Origin of the sequence: Salinimicrobium sediminilitoris (assembly GCF_020866905.1) — a bacterium.
Taxonomy (GTDB): domain Bacteria; phylum Bacteroidota; class Bacteroidia; order Flavobacteriales; family Flavobacteriaceae; genus Salinimicrobium; species Salinimicrobium sediminilitoris.
This window is the reverse complement of sequence record NZ_JAIVCC010000007.1, coordinates 1-22,231: the sequence shown is the minus strand read 5'-3', so window position 1 is coordinate 22,231 and position 22,231 is coordinate 1. Positions and strand designations below refer to the sequence as shown.

Genomic DNA, 22,231 nt, shown 5'->3' with positions numbered 1-22,231 from the left:
TTTTGTGTTTACTGCCTTTTCTTTTTTCCGTTATTTTCTCCGGCAACATGATCAGCATGATAGCCCCCACGCTGTCCCATGGGTTTATTTTCACCGGTTATAATATCCCGGCTCGTTTGGTGTTCCATTTCAGAATTAATTTCTGAACCGAGGAGGATAATAAATGCCGTAAGAAAGAACCACAGCATAAGGATAATTACTGCTGCAAAGCTGCCATAGGTCTCATCGAAACTGCCAAAATTCTTTACATAAAGTGTAAAAAGCAGCGATCCTCCAAGCCAGAGCACTGTAGCTATAATTGCTCCCCAGCTAATCCATTTGAATGGAGGAATTTCACGATGGGGTGCAACTTTATATACCGCGGCCAGCGCAAACATGACTATCACTCCAAGTATGGGCCAGCGTAATAATTGAATAATGGTTTCTAATGTTGAAGATAAACCAATCTTACCGATAAATGCTGGAAAAGCCACAACCATTGCAATAGCAATAAAACCGATAATAATGCCCCCTATGGTAAAAAGAAGGGTAATAGCATTTTTTTTAAAAAAGCCACGTTCATCTATTTCATTATATGTAATATTTACTCCTTCAAAAACGGACTTTATACCTTTATTGGCACTCAAGATACTGATCAATATACCCAAAACTAAACTCCAGCCCAGGGATGATCCCGGCTTTTCGGATTGCTGTTTTAAAATATTGCTTATCATTTGGTGCGCCTGCTCAGGAAGGACATTTGCTATTTGACTCATCTGCTGCTCTACCTGTACCGGTTCCATTAGCAGTCCATATATGGATAAAGCAGCTGCAATAGCGGGAAAAATTGCAAGGAAAAAATAAAATGCAATTCCAGCTGAAACTATGGTTACATGATCCTTTGTCAGCCGGTCTTTTACTCGTAAGGCAATATCTTTCCATCCTTTTTTTAGTATTTGTGTCGGTTTTTCGGCGTTATGACCTCTTTCGCCTGTTGATGTAATACCCATAATGCTAAGATTAAAAGTTAATAACCATAAAAGATAAAAAATTAAATCTTGTTATATATCCTTAAATTATCGTCCTTTAAAACCTATTTATCTAGAGGTTTGGATAACGGCATTATATTAAAAAAAGCGGGATAACTCCAAAGTGGTCAATAACCATTTACGTGAAATCATTTGCCAATACAAAAATTAGCAAAAATGTTCCCCAGTAGATCGTCATTAGTGATCTCGCCGGTGATCTCGCCAAAGTAGTGGAGCGCTTCCCGGATGTCGATCGCCAGCAGGTCTCCCGAGAGGTCATTGTTCAAACCGTCCTGCACCTTGTTGATCTCTTCCAGGGCGCTGAGCAGCGCGTTGTAGTGTCGGCTGTTGGTAACGATGGTGTTGTTGTTGCGCAACTCGCCGGTATTCACGAATTGCAGCAGTTTTTGTTGAAGTTCTTCGACACCTTCTCCGCTCTTGGCGGAGATAGTAGTGAGATCTGAGATTTGAGATCTGAGATTTTCTCTCTGCTTCCCATTCAACTCATCGATCTTGTTGGCCAGGATCACCAATGGTTTCTGCGGAAACTGGTTCCTGATCTTTTCAATTTCAATTTTGATCTGCTCTACGGTAGGGGCAGGGGGTTGCTGAGATCCTGAAACAAGTTCAGGATGACGTTCGGGTTTGTATCCTGTATCAGGTTTAGGACCATAGAGACGGGAGGCGTCAAAGAGGTACAGTACAACCTGCGCCTGACTTATCTTCTCAAACGTTCGTTTGATCCCGATGCTTTCCACCACATCTTTGGTCTCCCTGATCCCTGCGGTATCTATAAACCTGAAGCCCACTCCGCCAATAGAGATCTCGTCTTCAATGGTGTCCCGGGTAGTGCCGGCGATCTCGGAAACGATCGCGCGTTCCTCGTTTAAAAGAGCATTAAGCAAGGTGGATTTTCCCACATTGGGCTCCCCCACAATGGCAACGGGTATTCCGTTTTTCAATACATTACCCACGGCAAAGGAATCGATAAGCCGTTTCAACACCTGCTGTATCTTACTTACCAGGTTCTTGAATTCATCCCGGTTGGCAAATTCCACATCTTCTTCTGCAAAATCCAATTCCAGTTCTATGAGGGAAGCGAAATTCAGCAGTTCCTGCCGCAGCTTCTGGATCTCATTTGAGAATCCGCCGCGCATTTGCTGCATGGCCATCTGGTGGCTCGCCTGGTTTTCAGAAGAAATAAGATCGGCCACCGCCTCTGCCTGACTCAGATCCATCTTTCCGTTAAGGAAGGCACGCAGGGTGAATTCCCCGGCTTCGGCAGCACGACAACCTCGGCGTATCATCAGCTGAATTATCTCTTGCTGAATATATGGGCTCCCGTGACAGGAGATCTCAATGGTGTTTTCACCCGTATAAGATTTCGGACCGTGGAAAACCGAGACCAGTACTTCATCAATAATACGCTCGCCGTCCACAATATTTCCCAGGTGTAGTGTGTGAGAAAGTTGTTCCTGCAGATCTTTTTTGCTTTTAGCTTCAAATACAGGTGCTACCAGCTTCACCGCTTCGGGCCCGGAAACCCGTATAACCGCTATAGCACCCGCTCCCGAAGGTGTTGCAAGAGCTACGATGTTGTCGTTTAATTTCATGCTGCAAAAGTAATAAATTAGATGTTAGACAGGAGATGTGAGAATTGAGACTTGAGACTTTGGAGTGGTGCCCGCAACCCGCAACCCGCAACAAGAAAAAAACACTAAACTTTGAGTTTTCGTAGATCAGTCTTGTCTCTTGTCTCTTGACTCTTGATTCTTTTTCTACCCGCAACCCGTAAAAGGAAAAATATTTTTACGTATCTTTTATAACATAGTACTATATTAAAGCGTATATTTGTTAGACAATCATCAATCAAATCAAAAAATGGAATATTCAAACGCAACTATTATGAGAGAAGACAGACAGTTATTAATGCTTACGCACCTTAGTCAATTACTGGATCTGGTGACCGGGATTGGTGGATTTATTGTTCCGCTGGTGATTTGGCTTACCCAAAAGGACAAGGTCTTAGGGATGGACGCCCATGGAAAAATGATCCTGAACTTCCAGATCTCTATTTTTATCTATTCGATTATCTCCATACCGCTAATCCTGTTATTCGGAATTGGGATCTTGTTGCTAATAGGAATCGGAATTATTGCTATAGTTTTCCCTATCCTTAACGCGATCAAGGTCAATAACGGTGAGATACCTTCTTATCCTTTGTCGATAGAGATTATTAAATAGTGGACAGTGGACGGTGGTCAGTTAAAATTAAACCTACAAGGTCTTTTTCCTGATCTTGTAGGTTTTTCTTTATAACTACATAACCCGGGGAAAATGATTATAGAAGATCTTTAAGAAAAAAAGACAGTCCCTGTAGGGGCGAAAAAAAAGATTAGAAGACTAAAAAAATACCCTCTGAAAAATGACATTTTCAGAGGGTGTTTTTTTAGTCTAACAGCTGCCAAAGGCAGCGATCTAATATCTAACAGCAAATCGATCTAACAGCGCAGCGGTCTATAACTAAAGCGCAGCTTTAGTTATTCAGCATTACCGGCATTACCAGCATCGTCACTTTCTCTCCTTCATCCAGACCATCAACGGGAGTAAGTATTCCGGCGCGATTTGGCAGGCTCATTTCCAGTTGTACTTCATTTGCGTTCAGGTTGGAAAGCATTTCAGTAAGGAAACGGGAGTTAAAACCAATTTGCATATCGTCTCCCTGATATGAACAGGTAAGACGCTCCTCGGCTTTGTTGCTGTAATCAACATCTTCCGCAGAAATATTCAATTCTGCTCCGGCGATCTTCAAACGTACCTGGTGCGTTGTTTTGTTGGAGAAGATAGAAACCCTTTTTACAGAGCTAAGGAATTGTCCGCGGTCAATAACCAGCTTGTTTGGATTCTCCTTAGGGATCACAGCTTCATAATTTGGATACTTTCCGTCGATAAGACGACAAACCAAAGTAGTATCTTCAAAAGTAAAACGTGCATTCGATTCGTTGTATTCAATAAGCACTTCAGAATCTGATCCTGAAAGAATTCCCTTTAAAAGGTTCAAAGGTTTCTTAGGCATGATAAATTCAGCATTTTGCGAAGCTGCAATATCATTTCTGGAGTATTTTACAAGTTTGTGAGCATCTGTAGCTACAAACGTAAGATGGTCCTGGGTAAACTGAAAGAAGACCCCGCTCATGACAGGCCTTAGATCATCATTTCCCGAAGCAAAAATGGTTTTACTAATTGCTGTTGCCAGTACATCTCCCTCAATGGTAGTGCTACTGGGTTCTTCCAGACTTACCGCTTTGGGGAATTCCTCGCCACCGGCATATGCCAGGGCATATTTTCCATGGTTGGAACTAAGCTCAATAGTGTTGTTGTCTTCTACCACAAAAGTTAGAGGCTGTTCCGGAAAAGTCTTTAAAGTTTCGAGCAAAAGACGCGCAGGGACTGCGATCTTCCCTTCAGAGTCAGATTCCACGGTAAGTTTCGTAGACATAGTAGTCTCCAGGTCGGACGCAGAAACTGTGAGTTCATCTTGATTTAGTTCGAAAAGAAAGTTATCCAGGATGGGCAGGGTGTTGTTGTTGTTGATCACTCCCCCGAGTATTTGTAGCTGTTTCAGCAAATATGTGCTCGATACAATAAATTTCATTGGCTTGGTAATAAGTTAATCTTGATACAAATATATCCTAATCCTTTAAAAAGCAGGAAAGCAGCGGGTATTTTTTATTAACAGTAAATCGTTGAAAATACCTCCTAAAAATGCCATTTTCAGCACTTTATCTTTTTAATAGCTCCGGAATTGTTAATAAACCACCCTTTTTGGGGAAGCATTTTACTTCCTGGTGTATTTTCTCTTCCTTACCAGCCCGAAAAGTCCTGCAAACAAAGCCAGCAGACCAAGCGGAAGCAATATGTTCATCACCTGCCAAAAGCCTTTTGATTCTTCCACTTTTTCGGGATCCAAAAATGCTATTTTCACCTCTTTGCTTCTAATGTTTAAAAGGCCCCTGTCGTCCAGGAGGTAATTTACGGCGTTGAGTAAAAATTCCCTGTTGCCATAGGTAGTTCCTGTAAATCGATCAAACCCAAGCGCAAGAGGCTGCCCTTGCTGTAACTGGTTTTTTACCATATCACCATCACTTATCACCAGCATTTTTGTCTCTTTACTTTTACTTCGGAAGTTATCCAACTCAAAAGGCAGCACCCGGTTCTCATAAACCGACTTAAATTCTCCTTCCAGCATTACTGCCAAAGGTTGCTCTCCTGAAGCAAATTCAGAAAGATCGGGTTCAGCGGTAATTTCCTCCAGGCTTATCTCCCGCGGAAGTCCAACCACGGCAGTACGGGGGGAAGTAGAGAGCAAAACCGTTTTCTGAATGCTGTTTTCCAGGATGTCTATAGGACTGGCATATTCAAATTTCACCGCTTCCAGATTATTGACGATTGGATGAGCTGAAGGCGAGGAGGAAAGCGGATAATAGAACCAGGGATAAGGGTTGAACTGTGCTTCACTTCCACTGCCGGTGGCCAGAATGATTGGCGCTGAATAAAGATCTTTTACCAGAGTGGGATTAATACGCAGCCCATATTTGAAAAAGTAATCTCCAAGATTGAGGTCGCGCGGCAGGGCAAAAGCAGTGCCTGCGGGAGAGAAAAGACTATCGGTTTCCATGGCTGCATGTTCAACCAGCCACAGTTGTTTCCCGCCGTTCATTAAGTACTGGTCCAGCACCAGCTTTTCGGCTTCGGTATAAGGTTCTGTAGGTTTGGCGTCTATTACAAGATCGTACTCCTTTAGCTGCGCCAATGTTCCCTGCGGATTTGCAGCCACAGAATCAAGTGTAAAAGGAGCTATGTAATAATATTCCTGAATGCTCTTTACAAAATCGGCTATATAACGGTCCTGTAATTCCCCGTTGCCCCGCATCACAGCAATTTTTTTGCGTTTTGGCTCCAGAAGCTTTGAAAAAGCATCGGCAAAAGCATATTCCAGTTGCTGCACAGAGGCTGCAACGCGGTCTTCGGTAGTTGCCCCCAGCTGATTCTTTAGTAAGGGAATAGCAACAGAATTTTTTCCGAAATTGGCCATAGCCCAAGGGAATACAATGGCTTCACTGGTTCGGCCGTTCTCAACCACATTAATACGTGCCGGGGTCATCCCCATATCGTAGAATTGGGTTGCGATCTCATTGGCATTTCCTCCTTCTTCCAACGGATTTGTAAACCGGAATGTGATCTGCGGATTCACTGCAGCAAATTCTTCCAGCAGTTGTCTTGTCTCTGCCTGTAGCCTTCTAAACTCTGGTGGAAATTCTCCTTCTAAAAAGACGTCAACGATTATAGGAGCTTCAGCTTTGGAAATGATCTCTTTTGAGGCTTCAGAAAGGGTATAACGTTGATCGGCAGTGAGGTCAAATCTTCCGTAGAAATTATAGGAGATTACATTGATCACTACAATTATAAGCAGCAACAAAAAAGCCTTTGAAAAATGTGATTTTTGAAACTTCACTTCAGGATAGTTTTTTGTTGTTGAGACTCAGGTTTGTGAGGGCCAGGAAAAAGAAGATCAAACTTAGGAAGTAAATTAAATCCCTGGTGTCAATGATCCCGCGGCTTATGCTTTCATAATGTGCACTAAGCCCTAGGTCTTCAACACTAAAATATCTACTGCTAAACAAGTTAAGATTTGCAATGCCTTCAAAAGCAAAATAGGCAATAAAGCAAAGGAAAATTGCCAGGATGAACGACACAATTTGATTTGGAGAAAGTATAGATGCAAAAATTCCTATAGCTGTATAACAGGCTCCAAGAAATAAAAGTCCAAAGTAGGATCCTATGAGTACTCCCCAGTCCAGATGGTTCTCTGCCCGGCCAAGGGAGTAAATCGCCGCAATATATAATAAGGTTGGTAAAAGAGCCAGGATCACCAGGGAAAGTGCACCAAAATATTTGCCCAAAACGAGCTCTAAAGTGTTTAATGGTTTTGTGAGTAGTAATTCTAGGGTCCCTTGCTTTATTTCTTCGGAAAAGCTTTTCATTGTAATGGCGGGAATGAGGAAAAGAAAGATCCATGGGGCCAGGGTGAAAAAAGGTTCAAGATTGGCAAAACCGCTGTCAACAATGTTGTAATCCCCTTTAAAAACCCAGAGAAATAGCCCGTTGACCACAAGGAAAAGTCCAATAACCAGGTAGCCTATGGGAGAGGCGAAAAATGAGTTTATTTCTTTCTTTAAAATTGCAAACAACTTGTAAATGTTTAATGTTAAAGGATTAAAGTATAATAAAAAATTCCGGGCATTAAGTTCTAAATTTTATTGCAATGTCACCTCGAGCCGAGTCGGGAGGTCTCTTCTTTGGCATCAACCCATATCGCATTCCAATTCCAACCAACAAACACTAATCCTAAAAGTCTTGTCTCTTGACTCTTGACTCTTGACTCCTGATTTTCTTAAGTGACCTACTGCCAACTTATTCCTGCGAACTGTCTACTGGACCGGAGGTCCAAACCTTATCCACGCTCCAGGCTTCAGGTTTAGCCGAGAACATCTTCTTTGTTTCACTCCATACCTCTTTAAAAAGTGAAGATACACGGTAATTTTCCAGCGCCTCTTCATCTTTCCAGTAACTGTACGTGAAAAATATGTTTTTATTGTTCTTATCGCGATAAAGCTCCAGGAACTCATTGCCCTCAAAACCTCTTATCTTATTTCTATTCCTTTCAAACAACTTCTGAAAAGCTTCGGTTTCTGAAGGTTCAAAAGTCATTTTTACTATTCGTACTAACATTCTTTAATTTACAATTAGCAATTAACAAGCTCAAAAAAGCCAGGCAAAATTTTCGGATCCCTTTAGGGAAGGGATAAAACGAAAATTTTGCAATCAAGCCCTAAATTCTAAATTCCAAGCACCAATTTCCAAGCACCAATTCCAACTCATCTAAGTCTTGGCTCCTGGTTCTTGTTTCTTGGCTCTTTTTCCAAACCGGCTTCGACTTTCCTCCCTGCGGTCGGGCTCAGCCTGACAATTTGGAAAAGCATCAATTTCCAAGCACCAATTCCAACTCATCTAAGTCTTGGCTCCTGGTTCTTGTTTCTTGGCTCTTTTTCCAAGCCGGCTTCGACTTTCCTCCCTGCGGTCGGGCTCAGCCTGACAAGTTACGGGTAACCTTTCAAATCTAATTCAAAATTTTCGGCTCCCTTTAGGGAAGGGGCAAAACGAAAATTTTGTAACCCGCAACCCGCAACTCGCAACTCACATCTACTCAAAATTCACCGTCACCGTATCTCTGTATTCCAATCCAAATAGGGTTGAGGCACTACCTACCGTACTCGGGTTACTCTTATAGATCGCAAGTTCAATATATCCGCCGGAGTTAAAGATGGCCAGTTTCTTGCCATCTTCCCGGTTGATCATATCGGTATCAAAATTTATGGCCTCACTGTAGGTGCTATAGATCTCGTTAAAAGTAGCCGTTCTGGCTCTCATACTAAATCTACGGCCTTTCCCCACCTTTTCAAACAGCTTTTTCGGAATATTGGTGACCACATTTCCATAATTGTCAATGTAGATCACGTTACCTTTGATCTGGTTTTGTTCGGGGTTGATCAGGGGTTCCATTTCCTTCAGTTGTCTGATTTCGGGAATGGGTTTTCCAATAACTTCCAGGGTGCCACCGCGGGCAAGATGTCCTGCTACCTTTACAAAAACATCAAGCACGGGAAAATTGCTCTGCACTTTGTCATGTATGTTTATCTCCACGATCTTTTCTGCCACAAATTCCGAAGCAATTAAAGAAAGGATTCCATTGTTGGCACAAATGAAATAATGCCCGTCAAGTTTTAGGGCAATGTGCTTATTTTCAGGTGTTAATTCTGAATCCACCCCGATTATATGGATACTGCCTTCAGGAAAACTTTTGTAGGCGTTTTTTATGATGTAGGAAGCTTCTGTAATATGGAAGGGAGCGATAGAGTGGGAAATGTCCACAATTCTTGCCGAAGGTAATTCGGTATAAATTGCTCCTTTAACTGCCCCTGCAAAATGATCTTTTTCCCCAAAATCTGTCGTTAAGGTAATTATGGCCATGGGCAATTTCTAATAATATTTTTCCTAACTTAAACCTTTATTTATTTAAGTTTGTAATGCAAATCTAAAGATAATTAACTCATTTTTTAAATTAAATCCGGTCGCTTTTGAACGAACTTATCATTGAACTTTCTGAAATAAGTCCGAGGGATTTTTTCGGAGAACAAAACTCTCATATTGAACTGCTGAAGAAATATTTTCCGAAGCTAAAAATTGTGGCAAGAGGCAATAAACTTCGCATCTACGGAGACGAGGAAATGCTCGAAGAATTCGACAGGAGGTTCAATATGTTGATCGACCACTACGGAAAGTTCAACCGATTAGATGAAAATGCGATTGAGCGGGTCCTCACCAGCCAAAGCAGGGAAGAGTACGACACTTCCAATGAAAGCGGTGAAGTCCTTGTTCATGGAGTGAGCGGCAGGATGATCAAGCCGCAGACGGCCAATCAACGTCGCCTGGTGGAGCTCATGAGGAAAAATGACATGGTTTTTGCCATTGGTCCTGCAGGGACAGGAAAAACTTATACAGGAGTAGCCCTGGCTGTCAAAGCCCTTAAGGAGAAACAGGTAAAGAGGATCATCCTTACCAGACCTGCCGTGGAAGCAGGGGAGAATCTTGGATTTTTACCCGGGGACCTAAAAGAAAAACTGGATCCTTATATGCAACCGCTATATGACGCGCTGCGTGATATGATCCCTCATGAAAAACTGGAGAGTTATATCGAAAAAGGAGTCATACAGATCGCACCACTGGCTTTTATGCGTGGTAGAACTTTGGATCATGCTTTCGTGATCCTGGATGAAGCTCAGAATACTACTCACGCCCAAATGAAGATGTTCCTTACCCGGATGGGGAAAAGCGCCAAATTCATGGTCACCGGAGATCCCGGGCAAATCGACCTTCCAAAAAGAGTAGTTTCGGGCCTTAAAGAAGCGATCCTGGTACTTCAGGATGTAGATGGGGTAGGGATAATTCATCTTGATGATAAAGATGTGATTCGCCATAAGCTGGTGAAGAAGATTATCGCTGCATACAAACGCATAGAAAACGCTGAATAAAAATGACATTTTTGAGACCTCACACCTGTGGGGTCTTTATAAATAAAAACATATTTGATGAATACCATTACCTCTACAAATTTTAATTTTCCCGGTCAAAAGGCTGTTTACAAAGGAAAAGTGCGGGATGTTTATACGCTTGAAGATGACCGGCTGGTCATGATAGTGACCGACAGACTTTCGGCTTTCGATGTAGTAATGCCAAAAGGAATTCCTTACAAAGGGCAAATTCTCAACCAACTTGCTACAAAAATGATGAAGGCCACAGAAGATCTTGTGCCAAACTGGTTACAGGCTACCCCAGATCCTAATGTTGCAGTTGGGCAAAAATGTGAACCTTTCAAGGTAGAGATGGTCATTCGTGGTTATCTCACCGGCCATGCGGCTCGTGAATATGCAAGTGGCAAACGCAGTCTTTGCGGGGTACATATGCCCGAAGGGATGAAGGAAAATGAAGCTTTTGCCGCACCCATCATTACTCCAACCACAAAAGCCGAATCGGGAGAACATGACATGGACATTTCACGGGAAGAGATCCTTAAAAAAGGCATTGTTTCTGAAGCAGATTACAACACTCTTGAATTGTATACGCGACAACTATTCCTTCGCGGCAGCCAACTGGCCAAAGATAATGGTCTTATCCTGGTGGATACCAAGTACGAATTCGGAAAAACTTCTGAAGGTGAAATAGTGCTAATTGACGAGATCCACACTCCCGATTCTTCCCGTTACTTTTACGCTGAAGGATATCTTGATCGACTGGCTTCGGGAGAACCTCAAAAACAACTTTCAAAGGAATTTGTAAGGCAGTGGCTAATTCAGAATGGTTTCCAGGGAAAAGAAGGACAGCAAATCCCTGAGATGAGTGATGAATACATCAACTCAGTTTCGGAAAGGTATATCGAGCTCTACGAACAAATAACAGGAGACCAATTTATGAAGGCAGATATTTCCAATATTGAAGAGAGGATTGAGAAGAATGTGGTCGAATATCTGCGCTAATTAAGAGTCTTGGCGTTAGGAGTTCTAAAAAGGCACCTAATTACTCTTGCCTGACATGATCAAGCATTGTCATTTCGACAGAGCATCTTCTTTCGGTAGAAAGGAGATGCGACGAGAAATCTTTTAGTGTTTTAGGGGTATTGTACAGGATTTCAAATTTTCCTGACCACTGACCACTGACCACTGACCACTTTTAAAAGGTAGTACTTCTAACTTCGTAGGTCTAACTCCGCACTTTATTTCACTTCCAGTACTAAAAGATATTCCGGTCCACCATCTACCGGATAACCTTCAATTTTTTCGGCCACAATAGTGACTTTTACTTCTAAATAATCATTGAGATCTACTGCCTCACTTTTTAGGGCATAATACTCATCCCCGGTAGTAGTAATGGTATGCGTACCGTACTGGTAAGAAGTTATTCCCTGTTCCTGGATGGTGCCTGTGATCTCCATAGTTGTTTCATTAATAGCTGAAGCCGGTTTGTCTTCCTCTTTTGAAATATTACTGCAGGTAGCTGTGAAAATAACGAGTAAACTTCCAAAGAAAATTGATGTGAGGGTTTTCATGATAGTAGGTACGTTTTTAAATTTCCTGTAAAAGTAATTAAAAAGTGACGCCTTTTATCTGTAAAATCTAAAACAATTACTATGTTAAATTTATGTTTAGTGTTAAGGATTAGATAATTATGTTATATTCACAAGACTAATCTTATTAATTATCAGGTATGAAACCATTATTTTTCATTTTCTTCATTTTTGGTTTTTTCACTTCCCTGGCCCAGACAACCGTCTCTGGAAAGGTAGTGGACAGCAACAATTCTCCTGTTCCGGGGGTAAACATTATTGTCTTTGGAACTACCCAGGGTACGGCCACAGACCTTGATGGGAAATTTTCCTTTGTGGTCACTCAGGACCCTCCTTTTTCTTTGGCCGTGTCCAGTATGGGATACGAAGAGAAGAGAATCCAGGTGACCGAGAACAATGCCAACCTTGAAATTGTTCTTAATCAGGGTACTTCTTTGGATGAAATCGTAGTTTCAGCTTCGCGTACACCAGAGCGGATCTTTGAATCCCCGGTAACCATTGAGCATTATGGGTTAAAAGAGATCCAGAATACTCCTTCTGCATCTTTTTACGGCGGACTGGAGAACCTGAAAGGTGTGGATATTAATACCAACAGCCTAACTTTCCAGTCGGTAAATACCAGAGGTTTTGCAACCTTTAATAATCCGAGGTTCGTACAGCTAGTGGATGGTATGGATAATTCGTCGCCGGCTTTGAACTTTGTTCTGGGGAATTTACTGGGCATGACCGAGCTTGATGTCTACAGCGTGGAACTTCTCCCAGGAGCTTCTTCAGCCCTTTATGGAGCTAATGCTTTTAACGGAATTCTCTTTATGAAGAGTAAGAATCCGTTCGATTTTCCGGGAATTAGTGCCTACTACAAACAGGGATTCACCTCTCAGGATGCCGCCGGCACCAACCCGGTTTATGATTTTGGTGTTAGACTGGCTCACAAGTTTTCAGATAAGTGGGCGGCAAAAGTAAATTTTTCATACTTAGAAGGGACAGACTGGTTTGCAACAAGCCAGGAGGATGTCCTAAACCCCGGTAGAACGAGAATGCATCCCAACTATGATGGATTAAACATCTACGGTGATGAAGTGAGTACAAACATTCGGGTAGTGGGAGAGGGACTTGCTGCTGCCGGATTAATACCCGAAGAGGCCGTGGCATTATTACCAGATGAAGCTGTAAGTCGAACAGGATATGCAGAACAGGATCTCACAGATTATGAAGCAAAAAGCGTGAAATTTGATGCTGCCATACATTTTCGTCCTTTTGCCGATGATTTCGAGATTAGCTATCTTGGAAAAGCCGGTTTTGGAAGTACTATCTACCAGGGAGGAAACAGGTATGCTTTAAAAGATTTCTTTCTACAACAGCATAAACTGGAGGTGCAAAACAATAATTTCTTTGTTAGAGGTTATATTACCGATGAAGATGCGGGTGATTCCTATGACATCCGGTTCACCGGGATCAATGTCAACAGACGTTGGAAAACAGATCAACAGTGGTTTGGCCAGTATGCCGGGGCTTTTGTACAGGCAAGAAGCCAGGGTGCTCCAGAGGATCAGGCGCATATGGTAGCCAGACAGGTGGCCGAAACTGGTAGATTTGAACCCGGTACTGCCGAATTTCAACAGGCTTTTGATGAAGTTACTACAGATTCTGATCTCCTTACAGGTTCACAATTTACAGATGCTTCTCAAATTCGACATGTTGATGCAAATTACAATTTTACACACCTCACAAGTGACATCGCCGAGGTACAGGTGGGAGGCTCCTTCAGGGAATACCGTTTAAATTCCTCCGGAACTATTTTTACAGATTATGATGGTCCTATCAGCTATTCTGAATACGGTATTTACACACAGGTTCAGAAGAAATTTATAGATGAGCGCCTAAAGTTAACCGGAAGCATTAGATATGATGATTCCGAACTGTTTGAAGGCAATTTTTCCCCAAGACTTTCAGTTGGTTATACAGCAGGGGATTCAAGAGAACATAACTTTAGGGCATCGGTTCAAACTGGTTTCAGGTACCCAACTACTCAGGATCTTTTTATAGGTCTTGATGTAGGTAGGGCAATTCTTGTAGGTTCAGCAGAAGATAACCTTGACAGGTATGTGAGGACCTTCGAATTAAGTGCAACAGGAGCTGCTGTAACCGGAAGCCCTACAGCCGAAATTTCAGGAAGAAACGCCTACGAAAATTCTTTCTCTGTAGCTTCTGTACAAGCCGGGGCCCCGGCGGCGGCAGAAAATGAGCTTGTAAAACCGGAGCAAGTAACGGCCTATGAACTTGGGTATCGAGGAAAGCTGGGACAGGTAGTCCTGGATATCAATGCGTATTATAATATTTACGAAGATTTTATTTCTACAGAGAATGTGCTGGTACCATTTTATGGACAGGTTGGCGATAGTCAATTGTCATTGCTTGCGCTTCAACAAGGAGACTACCGGGTTTTCCAGACTTACACAAATTCTCCCGCAGATGTTAAGTCATATGGAACTTCTTTAGGACTTACTACCAAAATATTCGGCGATTATGACTTTGGTGCTAATTACACCTACGCCCAGGAAGACTTCGACCAATCTTCTGCACCCGATTTCCAGACCAATTTCAATACACCCGAACACAAAGTGAAATTATTTTTTGGTAACACAGACTTATTTGACAATTTTGGATTTGGGATTAACTATAGATGGAGTGATGCTTTCATGTGGCAGGCAAGTTTTGCCAATGGCAAGGTTCCTGCCTATTCGGTTGTTGATGCCCAGGTGAACTATGCATTGCCGGCTGTTAATTCGGTTATCAAGGCTGGGGCTACCAATATTGGAGGTGATGAATATTATACCGCTTACGGTACAGGCTATATAGGCCAGCAGTATTATCTTTCGCTTACCTTCCAGGGGTTTTAAATGATGGCTACGATAAAAACTGAAGGGAGCTAAGGCTCCCTTTTTTTACATCATTTTTTACCTTTTTTGAATGGCAAGAGCTTTACTCTTCGAATCTTCTTAATTTATTCTGAAGGATTCTCACTTCTTGCTGAAGTTGCGAAACCCGGTCAAGTAAATGGTTAATGGCGTCTATTCCCTCCAGGTTTATTTCCAGGTCATAATGTAAGCGCATGATTCGCTCCAGGTCCTGCAACTTTTCCTGCTCAATATATTCATCTTCTTCAATTACTACGGTTTGAATAAGGTCATGTTCCCTAAGAGTATGAATAAAGGATACTTCGAGCTGGTGCCAGTTACAGAACTCTATAATTGAAATATATCGGTCATCCATTTTTTCGCAGTTTTTTTAGTTCCTGTAAAAGTTCTTTCTCCCTGCCGCTCAAATTGGTTGGGATCTTTAGTTTATATGTGATAAAGAGATCGCCAAACTGACCTTCTTTTTTGTACACCGGGAATCCTTTTCCTTTTAATTTAACGGTAGTGCCATTCTGAGTTTCGGGTTTTACATTTAATTTTACTTTTCCGTCAAAGGCGTCCACTGTGAGATCACCACCTAAAGTTGCAGTATAAATGTCGAGATCCACATCCTTGTAGAGATTTTTCCCTTCCCGCTTAAAAGATGTATTGTTTTTTATGGCAAAAGTGATCAACAGGTCTCCGTTAGGTCCACCGTTCATTCCTTCGCCACCATAGCCTTTAATCCTTATGGTTTGTCCGTTTTCCACCCCGGCGGGAATTGTAAGCCTTATATTTTTACCGTTTACGGTAACTGTTTGTTTATGGGTTCGGTAAACATCAGTAAGATTAATATGTAGTTCGGCATTAAAATCCTGCCCTCTAAAACGGGTTGTCCTTTGTCTGCCGCCCTGTGCCCCTCCGAACATGGATTCAAAAAAGTCTGAAAAATCCCCGCCTTCGAATCCGCCACCGCTAAAGCTTTCTGCGCCTCCAAAGCCACCGGGTCTTCCACCCGAATACTGCCGCTGATATTGTTGCTGCTGAGCTTTTTGTCTTTCAAATTCTTCGGCGTGTTCCCAATCTTTGCCGTACTGGTCGTATTTCTTACGTTTTTCAGGATCGATCAGCACCTCGTGGGCCTCATTAATCTGTTGAAATTTCTTTTGCGCTGCAGTATCGTTCGGGTTGAGATCGGGATGGTACTTTCGGGCCAGTTTCCGGTAGGCCTTTTTGATATCACTTTTAGTAGCATTTTTATCCAGCTCTAAAACCTTGTAATAATCGATGAATTCCATAGGTTTTTATGAAGTTTTTTAATCTTCTGCTCCTTTAAAGATACATAATTCGAAAAAATAAACAGGCTGTTCCCTGGATTTATTACTTCAGAATAATTCCTCTCAAAAATGTCATTTTTAGATACTTTCCTGGAAATCAATTAATTTTAAATATTTGTTTTTGAAGCTGCTTTTCCTAAATTTAGATTATGGAAAATCTACAACTGCGCAGCTTCGCCGATTATAAGAAAGCTTATAAAAAAAGTATTACAGATCCCGAAGCATTTTGGGATGAGATAGCCACAACTTTTAAATGGCAAAAGAAATGGGACAGCACCCTGGAATGGGATTTTGAAAAACCCGAAGTGAAATGGTTTAAGGGAGGGAAACTTAACATTACCGAAAATTGCCTGGACCGGCACCTTGAGACCCTGGGAAACAAAACCGCAATTATTTGGGAACCAAATGATCCCGATGAAGAATCGCGCTATATCACCTATAGGCAGCTTTTTGTAAAAGTGTCTCACTTTGCCAATGTGCTGAAGAATAATGGAATTAAAAAAGGGGATAAGGTATGTCTATATATGCCCATGATCCCCGAACTGGCTATTGCAATGCTGGCTTGTGCCCGTATTGGAGCTGTTCACTCCATTGTTTTTGCAGGATTTTCCAGTTCGGCTATTGCACGCCGCATCAATGATTCAAATTGCAAGATGCTCATCACAGCAAATGAGGTTTACAGAGGTGCCAAAAAAGTGAATTTAAAGGAGATGTGCGATAAGGCTCTGGAGGAAACACCTGGCATAGAAACAGTTATTGTTTACCGGCGAACGGTGGAGCCTACTCCAATGAAAGAGGGCAGGGACAAGTTCTGGTTCGATGAGCTTCAAAAAGCCGAAAAAGAATGTCCCGCAGAAGTTATGGATGCTGAAGATTTGTTGTTTATCCTTTATACTTCAGGCTCAACCGGGAAACCCAAGGGTATGGTTCATACTGTGGCAGGTTATATGGTTGGCACCACGTATTCATTTCAGAATGTATTTCAGCTTGAAAAAAATGACATTTATTGGTGTACGGCCGATATTGGCTGGATCACCGGTCACTCCTATATCATCTACGGTCCACTGGCATCTGGTGCGACCACTGTGATGTTTGAGGGGATTCCCAGCTATCCCGACTACGGTAGGTTTTGGGATATTGTAGATAAGTTAAAAGTTACCCACTTTTATACTGCACCAACCGCAATAAGATCCCTGGCTAAACAACCTTTGAATTTTGTAGAAAGCCATGATCTCTCTTCTCTAAAAGTTCTGGGAAGTGTGGGAGAACCGATAAATGAAGAAGCCTGGCACTGGTATAATGATAATATCGGAAAGGGGAATTGCCCTGTGGTAGATACCTGGTGGCAAACCGAAACCGGGGCAATAATGATCTCACCTATGGCAGGGATCACGCCTACAAGACCTACGTTTGCAACTCTACCTTTACCCGGGGTGCAACCGGCACTCATGGATGAACAGGGAGAGGAAATCCCCAGTACAGGTGAGCCGGTGGAAGGAAGGCTGGCCATTAAATTTCCATGGCCGTCTATTGCCCGTACAATTTATGGCGATCATCAACGCTATAAAGAGGTGTATTTTTCCACTTTTAATAACAAGTACTTTACCGGGGACGGGGCCTATCGTGATGCTACCGGGAATTATCGTATTACAGGAAGAGTAGATGATATAGTAATAGTTTCGGGGCACAACCTGGGAACTGCTGCAATCGAAAATGCTATTGATGAACATGAACACGTGGTAGAGAGTGCTGTAGTCGGTTTTCCCCATGAGGTTAAAGGAAATGCCCTTTATGCGTATGTGATTCTTTATAATAAAGTGGAACCTTCAGAAGAACTGGAGAAGGAAATCAAGGACATTGTTTCCCAAAGCCTGGGGCCAATCGCAAAACCTGAAAAAATCCAATTTGTGAGCGGACTTCCAAAAACCAGGAGTGGTAAGATTATGAGGCGGATCCTTAGGAAGATCGCATCCAATGATACAGAAAACCTGGGAGATACTTCTACCTTGCTTAACCCTGAAATTGTTGATGAAATAATGGCCGAAGCAAAAATTTAATCAAATTAAGAATTGCAGGATCAGTTCTATACTTAAATGGCCATTATGAATTCATTGGAAAAGATGACCCCAGAGCTTAAAAGTTCTGGGGTCATCTAATTATTAGGAAAGTTTGGGAGCAGTAATAGCCTTTAAGAGGCTTTTTCTTTTTCTTCCAGTTCTATTTCAAAATCTTTTAAAAGCTCCAGCAAGACTTCCTCTGTTTGGGAAAGGTTTGGTTTGGAGGTGCGCTTTCTTTCCACCTTTTTGAAATAGGGGACAATTCCTCCTGTTTCATATAATTGAACTACATGCGGGTGCACATAATAGCTTCGGCATACACTTCGGGTGTTGTTCAATGCTTCGGCTGCAGTGTCGTAAGCCTCTAATATGTTCTTTTTGTTCTGCTTTTCTTCTTCATTAAACCCAGTTTCCCTCAGTTTTTCAAAAAAGATCTTGGTAGCACTCCAGGTTCTAAAATCTTTAGCCGAAAAAAGCTCTCCACTCAACTCCTGTATATATTGATTCACCATTCCGCTATCAATACTGTGTTTCTTTCCGTCTTCACCTATATATTTGAAAACCTCCCAACCCGGAATCTCCTCGCATTTATTGACCAGTTTTATTAATTTTTTATCGCGTAAAGAAACCGTATTCTCAATTCCGCGTTTGCCCACAAAATTGAAAGTAAGTTCGCCTCTTGAGATCTGTACGTGTCGGCTTCTTAATGTTGAAAGACCGTATGATTTATTTTGTTTGGCATAAGATTCATTTCCTATTCGAATGTGGGTCTCTTCCATGAGTCTAATGACCAATGCCAATACTTTCTCTTGTGGCATTCCTTTTTTATCCAGGTCCTTATCTACCTGTGCTCTAATTTTTGGCAATACCTTGCCGAAGGCGGTCATCTTAAAAAACTTGGTGAGATTACGAAGCTTGGTCCAGTCGGGATGATAAATGTATTGCTTCCGCTTTTTCGCATCTAGACCAACAACCTGCAAATGTCCGTTTGAAAAAGGGCAAATTTTCACCTTTTCCCAGGCGGGCGGGATGACAAGTTTTTTAATTCTATCGAGGGCTTTATCATCTTTAAGTGGTTCCCCTTCCTGCAAGTATTGGTAACCCTTTCCTCTTTTGCGCCGAACAATGCACAGATCATCTTCAGAAATATACTGAAGATTTGCTTTTTCGGCAGTCATATCGGGGTTAGAGAGAAGAACTTCTACTTCTTCTGAAGAAAGGACCATGAAATTTTTTTCTAAATATAGCTTTCATCATTAATTCAGCCTTGTAAAGAAATGTGAAAACTTCAGAAAATAAAAAACCTCCTTATATAGGAGGTTTAAAATGTCTTTATTGAATGCTATTCGAAATAGCTGAAGGTATCCCCATCTTTAAGTTGTAATAAACTTTCATAGATCAACCTTATTACATTTTCCACATCATTACGGTGCACCATTTCTACAGTTGTATGCATGTAACGCAGGGGAAGAGAGATCAAAGCCGAAGCTACTCCGCCATTACTGTAGGCAAAAGCATCTGTATCTGTACCGGTCATTCTGGAAGATGCCATACGTTGAAATGGGATCTTTTTGTCTTCGGCAGTCTGGATGAGAAGATTTCTCAACTTATTTTGTACCGCCGGCGCATAGGAAATAACCGGACCGTCTCCGATCCTGGTAAGGCCGTTGGTCTTTTTCTCGATCATTGGGGTAGTGGTGTCGTGCGTAACATCAGTCACAATTGCTACATTAGGCTTTATGCGCTGAGTGATCATTTCGGCCCCTCTTAAACCAATCTCCTCCTGTACCGAATTTGTAATGTATAGGCCAAATGGTAATTTCTTTTTGTTTTCCTTTAGCAGGCGTGCAACTTCAGCAATCATGAATCCGCCGATTCGATTATCGAGAGCTCTGCTAACGAACTTGTCCTTATTAAGTATAAAAAATTCATCGGGATAAGTGATGACGCAACCAACATGTACCCCAAGAGCTTCCACTTCTTCTTTTGAGGAGCAACCCACATCAATAGATATGTTGTCCAGCTTTGGAGCTTGTTCTTTTTCCTTGTCACGGGTATGAATTGCAGGCCATCCAAAAACTCCTTTTACAATCCCATTTTTGGTGTGGATATTTACTCTTTTTGAAGCCGCGATCTGGTGGTCACTTCCTCCATTGCGAATAACATAAATTAATCCGTCGTCGGTAATATAATTTACATACCAGGAAATCTCATCGGCATGACCTTCTATTACTACTTTGTATTTTGCTTTGGGGTTGATCACTCCTACAGCGGTCCCGTAGGTGTCCGTTATGAATTCATCCACATAAGGTTCTATGTAATTCATCCACAACTTTTGACCTTCCCACTCATAGCCGGTAGGCGCGGCATTATTTAAATACTGTTCGAGAAAACTTACAGATTCCTCGGTGAGAATTTCTTTCTGACCCATTTCTTTTACTTTTTGACGAATTTAATAAGATTTAAAGAGCTGACAATTTATAGATAACGTAATTTTGGAATGATTTTAGCTCAAGTATTGAAAACGAATATTTTGAAAAACTTTTTATTCTTTTTTCTCTTGTTCGCACCATTGTCTGTTCTCGCACAGGTTGAAGAACCTGTGGAGGATACTGTGGACTATGAGTATTATATAATAGAAGGAGATACGGTCGCGCGTAAACAAATTGACCTTGATGAAGTGCTTATCCTGGGAAGATTGAAGTTCGACAATGACCTTGAGCGTCGAAAATATCTTATTCTTCGCAGAAAAACCATAAAAGTTTACCCTTACGCAAAACTTGCTTCGGAAAGATTGGTGGAGCTCAACAGCAGGCTGGACCAGATAAAGTCCAGGCGTGACAGGAAACGTTACACGAAAATTGTTCAGGATTATATTGAAAACGAATTTTCGGCAGAATTAAAGAAATTAACTAGAACCGAAGGTCAAATCCTTGTGAAGTTAGTTCATCGTCAAACCGGGATCACCACCTTTGATTTGGTAAAAGATCTCAAAAGTGGATGGAGAGCTTTTTGGTATAACACTTCTGCCAGTTTCTTTGATATTTCACTAAAGGAAGAATACAATCCTGCCGGGAACCAGGAGGACTATTATATTGAAGACATTTTACAGAGAGCTTTCCAGGGAAAACAGCTCGAGAAACAACCCTCGGCCCTGGATTATAATTTCCTCGAACTTACAGATAAATGGTCTTCCCCTAAGAAAGGGGACAGGAAGTCCTAATTTTTTTTGGGCGTTTCCCCGCCTTCGCTGCCGCTTGGATGGGGCCGGGCTATTCGCTTCAATCTTTTTGTCCATGCTTCCCAAAAAGGATTTTCGCTGCTATCCCTAACGCGGGTTTACGGAACTCTTCCAAAGTTTCAAACTTTGGAAGAGTTTTAACGGAAAAAAATCACCTCTCAAAAATGTCATTTTCAGCACCTTAGTTTTGGGGTTTTCAAAAATGTCAAAAAAACCTTAAAAAAGTTTAGCTGAAGACTTGCGGGAATGGAATTCGGTTGTATATTTGCAGCCGCTTTGAGAGGGAGTGACGAGATGGGGGAGGCAGTAGCTTAGCCCAGTTGTAGTAAAGGATTGAAGCAAATAAGTTCTCTGAAAATTTTTTGAATTTTATCTTGGATTGTAAAGGAAATTGGTTTTATCTTTGCATCCGCTTTGAGAGACATAATTATGTGTTCTTTTAAAGTCGAAAAAAGTTCTTAAAAAAAGTTTTTGAAGTTAAGCAGGAAAGGTTGTAAGTTTGCATCCGCTTTTGCGACAAAATAACTTCCGAAGCATTTGAAAAAAAATATTTTTTTTCTTGCAGGGTTTAAAAAAGGTTGTACATTTGCAGCCGCTTTGAGACAGAGCAAAAGTTCACAAGATATACTGAAAAGAAATCCCGGTGTAGGGCAGTAGCAGAAAAGGTTCAACTCCTTTTATTTCAACAAGAAACGCCTCCTGTTTTCAGGAAAAGTTTCTCCCCTTATTAAGGGGAGATGTCCGGAAGGACAGAGGGGTGGAGTTCATTGACATATTGAATTGACAGCGCGTATGTTGTTTTCATTAACAACAAATGCAATAATAAGAATTAAGACTAGAAGAACGTTTTGAGCTTTGATTCTCACTTCGGTGAGATGAAGAAGAGGAATTCCTTTAGTAGTTGTTAAAGTATATAAGATTTAACGATGAAGAGTTTGATCCTGGCTCAGG

Annotated in this window: 18 protein-coding genes; 6 read left to right on the top strand and 12 right to left on the bottom strand. The window is 41.7% G+C overall.

Annotated elements, in window-relative coordinates; genetic code table 11:
• Window positions 1-8 precede the first annotated feature (8 nt).
• Both LA313_RS09585 and mnmE read right to left on the bottom strand, forming a co-directional pair.
• Window positions 9-989 carry a YihY/virulence factor BrkB family protein gene (locus LA313_RS09585; protein WP_228914473.1) on the bottom strand — a complete coding sequence of 327 codons (981 nt, stop codon included), beginning with the start codon at window positions 987-989 and terminating at the stop codon, window positions 9-11.
• A gap of 167 nt (window positions 990-1,156) precedes the next feature.
• Complete coding sequence (gene mnmE / locus LA313_RS09580) at window positions 1,157-2,620, bottom strand: tRNA uridine-5-carboxymethylaminomethyl(34) synthesis GTPase MnmE (protein ID WP_228914472.1); 1,464 nt, start codon at window positions 2,618-2,620, stop codon at window positions 1,157-1,159.
• Window positions 2,621-2,912: 292 nt separating this feature from the next.
• Here mnmE and LA313_RS09575 point away from each other — a divergent pair, with 292 nt between their 5' ends.
• Window positions 2,913-3,251: a DUF4870 domain-containing protein gene (locus LA313_RS09575; protein ID WP_097057416.1), complete on the top strand. Its 339-nt coding sequence runs from the start codon at window positions 2,913-2,915 to the stop codon at window positions 3,249-3,251.
• A 292-nt stretch (window positions 3,252-3,543) separates the two neighbouring features.
• Here the strand turns inward: LA313_RS09575 and dnaN are convergent, their stop codons facing one another.
• The 5 genes from dnaN to LA313_RS09550 all read right to left on the bottom strand — a co-directional run bounded on the left by dnaN (window position 3,544) and on the right by LA313_RS09550 (window position 9,098).
• On the bottom strand, window positions 3,544-4,662 hold the full coding sequence (gene dnaN, locus LA313_RS09570) for a DNA polymerase III subunit beta (RefSeq protein ID WP_228914471.1): 1,119 nt from the start codon (window positions 4,660-4,662) through the stop codon (window positions 3,544-3,546).
• A 183-nt stretch (window positions 4,663-4,845) separates the two neighbouring features.
• Window positions 4,846-6,522, bottom strand: a complete 1,677-nt coding sequence (gene gldG / locus LA313_RS09565; RefSeq protein WP_228914470.1) for a gliding motility-associated ABC transporter substrate-binding protein GldG — start codon at window positions 6,520-6,522, stop codon at window positions 4,846-4,848.
• 1 nt (window position 6,523) lies between these two features.
• A complete protein-coding gene (gene gldF / locus LA313_RS09560; protein WP_228914469.1) occupies window positions 6,524-7,258 on the bottom strand; it encodes a gliding motility-associated ABC transporter permease subunit GldF in 735 nt (244 codons plus the stop codon).
• Window positions 7,259-7,481: 223 nt separating this feature from the next.
• Window positions 7,482-7,799: a putative quinol monooxygenase gene (locus tag LA313_RS09555; RefSeq protein ID WP_228914468.1), complete on the bottom strand. Its 318-nt coding sequence runs from the start codon at window positions 7,797-7,799 to the stop codon at window positions 7,482-7,484.
• Between the two features lie 471 nt (window positions 7,800-8,270).
• The gene (locus tag LA313_RS09550) at window positions 8,271-9,098 is read right to left on the bottom strand and encodes an SAM hydrolase/SAM-dependent halogenase family protein (protein WP_228914467.1); all 828 of its coding nucleotides are present in this window, start codon (window positions 9,096-9,098) and stop codon (window positions 8,271-8,273) included.
• 107 nt (window positions 9,099-9,205) lie between these two features.
• On the opposite strand from LA313_RS09550, the gene LA313_RS09545 reads away from it, so the two are divergent.
• Window positions 9,206-10,159 carry a PhoH family protein gene (locus LA313_RS09545; protein WP_228914466.1) on the top strand — a complete coding sequence of 318 codons (954 nt, stop codon included), beginning with the start codon at window positions 9,206-9,208 and terminating at the stop codon, window positions 10,157-10,159.
• A 57-nt stretch (window positions 10,160-10,216) separates the two neighbouring features.
• A complete protein-coding gene (locus tag LA313_RS09540; protein WP_228914465.1) occupies window positions 10,217-11,161 on the top strand; it encodes a phosphoribosylaminoimidazolesuccinocarboxamide synthase in 945 nt (314 codons plus the stop codon).
• 236 nt (window positions 11,162-11,397) lie between these two features.
• On the opposite strand, the gene LA313_RS09535 is transcribed toward LA313_RS09540, so the two are convergent.
• Window positions 11,398-11,730: a hypothetical protein gene (locus tag LA313_RS09535; protein WP_228914464.1), complete on the bottom strand. Its 333-nt coding sequence runs from the start codon at window positions 11,728-11,730 to the stop codon at window positions 11,398-11,400.
• 158 nt (window positions 11,731-11,888) lie between these two features.
• Here LA313_RS09535 and LA313_RS09530 point away from each other — a divergent pair, with 158 nt between their 5' ends.
• A complete protein-coding gene (locus tag LA313_RS09530) occupies window positions 11,889-14,648 on the top strand; it encodes a TonB-dependent receptor (protein WP_228914463.1) in 2,760 nt (919 codons plus the stop codon).
• An 82-nt stretch (window positions 14,649-14,730) separates the two neighbouring features.
• Here the strand turns inward: LA313_RS09530 and LA313_RS09525 are convergent, their stop codons facing one another.
• Together LA313_RS09525 and LA313_RS09520 are read right to left on the bottom strand one after the other, a co-directional pair.
• Window positions 14,731-15,021 carry a chaperone modulator CbpM gene (locus LA313_RS09525; RefSeq protein WP_228914462.1) on the bottom strand — a complete coding sequence of 97 codons (291 nt, stop codon included), beginning with the start codon at window positions 15,019-15,021 and terminating at the stop codon, window positions 14,731-14,733.
• Window positions 15,014-15,943, bottom strand: coding sequence for a DnaJ C-terminal domain-containing protein (locus tag LA313_RS09520; RefSeq protein WP_228914461.1), 930 nt, complete (start codon window positions 15,941-15,943; stop codon window positions 15,014-15,016). Before LA313_RS09520 ends, LA313_RS09525 begins: the two co-directional genes overlap by 8 nt.
• Before the next feature lie 188 nt (window positions 15,944-16,131).
• Here LA313_RS09520 and acs point away from each other — a divergent pair, with 188 nt between their 5' ends.
• Window positions 16,132-18,039: an acetate--CoA ligase gene (gene acs, locus LA313_RS09515; protein ID WP_228914460.1), complete on the top strand. Its 1,908-nt coding sequence runs from the start codon at window positions 16,132-16,134 to the stop codon at window positions 18,037-18,039.
• Between the two features lie 131 nt (window positions 18,040-18,170).
• On the opposite strand, the gene LA313_RS09510 is transcribed toward acs, so the two are convergent.
• Both LA313_RS09510 and LA313_RS09505 read right to left on the bottom strand, forming a co-directional pair.
• Window positions 18,171-19,265 carry a DNA topoisomerase IB gene (locus tag LA313_RS09510; RefSeq protein ID WP_228914459.1) on the bottom strand — a complete coding sequence of 365 codons (1,095 nt, stop codon included), beginning with the start codon at window positions 19,263-19,265 and terminating at the stop codon, window positions 18,171-18,173.
• A gap of 116 nt (window positions 19,266-19,381) precedes the next feature.
• Window positions 19,382-20,470: a M42 family metallopeptidase gene (locus LA313_RS09505; protein ID WP_228914458.1), complete on the bottom strand. Its 1,089-nt coding sequence runs from the start codon at window positions 20,468-20,470 to the stop codon at window positions 19,382-19,384.
• A gap of 69 nt (window positions 20,471-20,539) precedes the next feature.
• Between LA313_RS09505 and LA313_RS09500 the strand changes: the two genes are divergently transcribed.
• Window positions 20,540-21,262: a DUF4294 domain-containing protein gene (locus tag LA313_RS09500; RefSeq protein ID WP_408641371.1), complete on the top strand. Its 723-nt coding sequence runs from the start codon at window positions 20,540-20,542 to the stop codon at window positions 21,260-21,262.
• Window positions 21,263-22,231 lie beyond the last annotated feature (969 nt).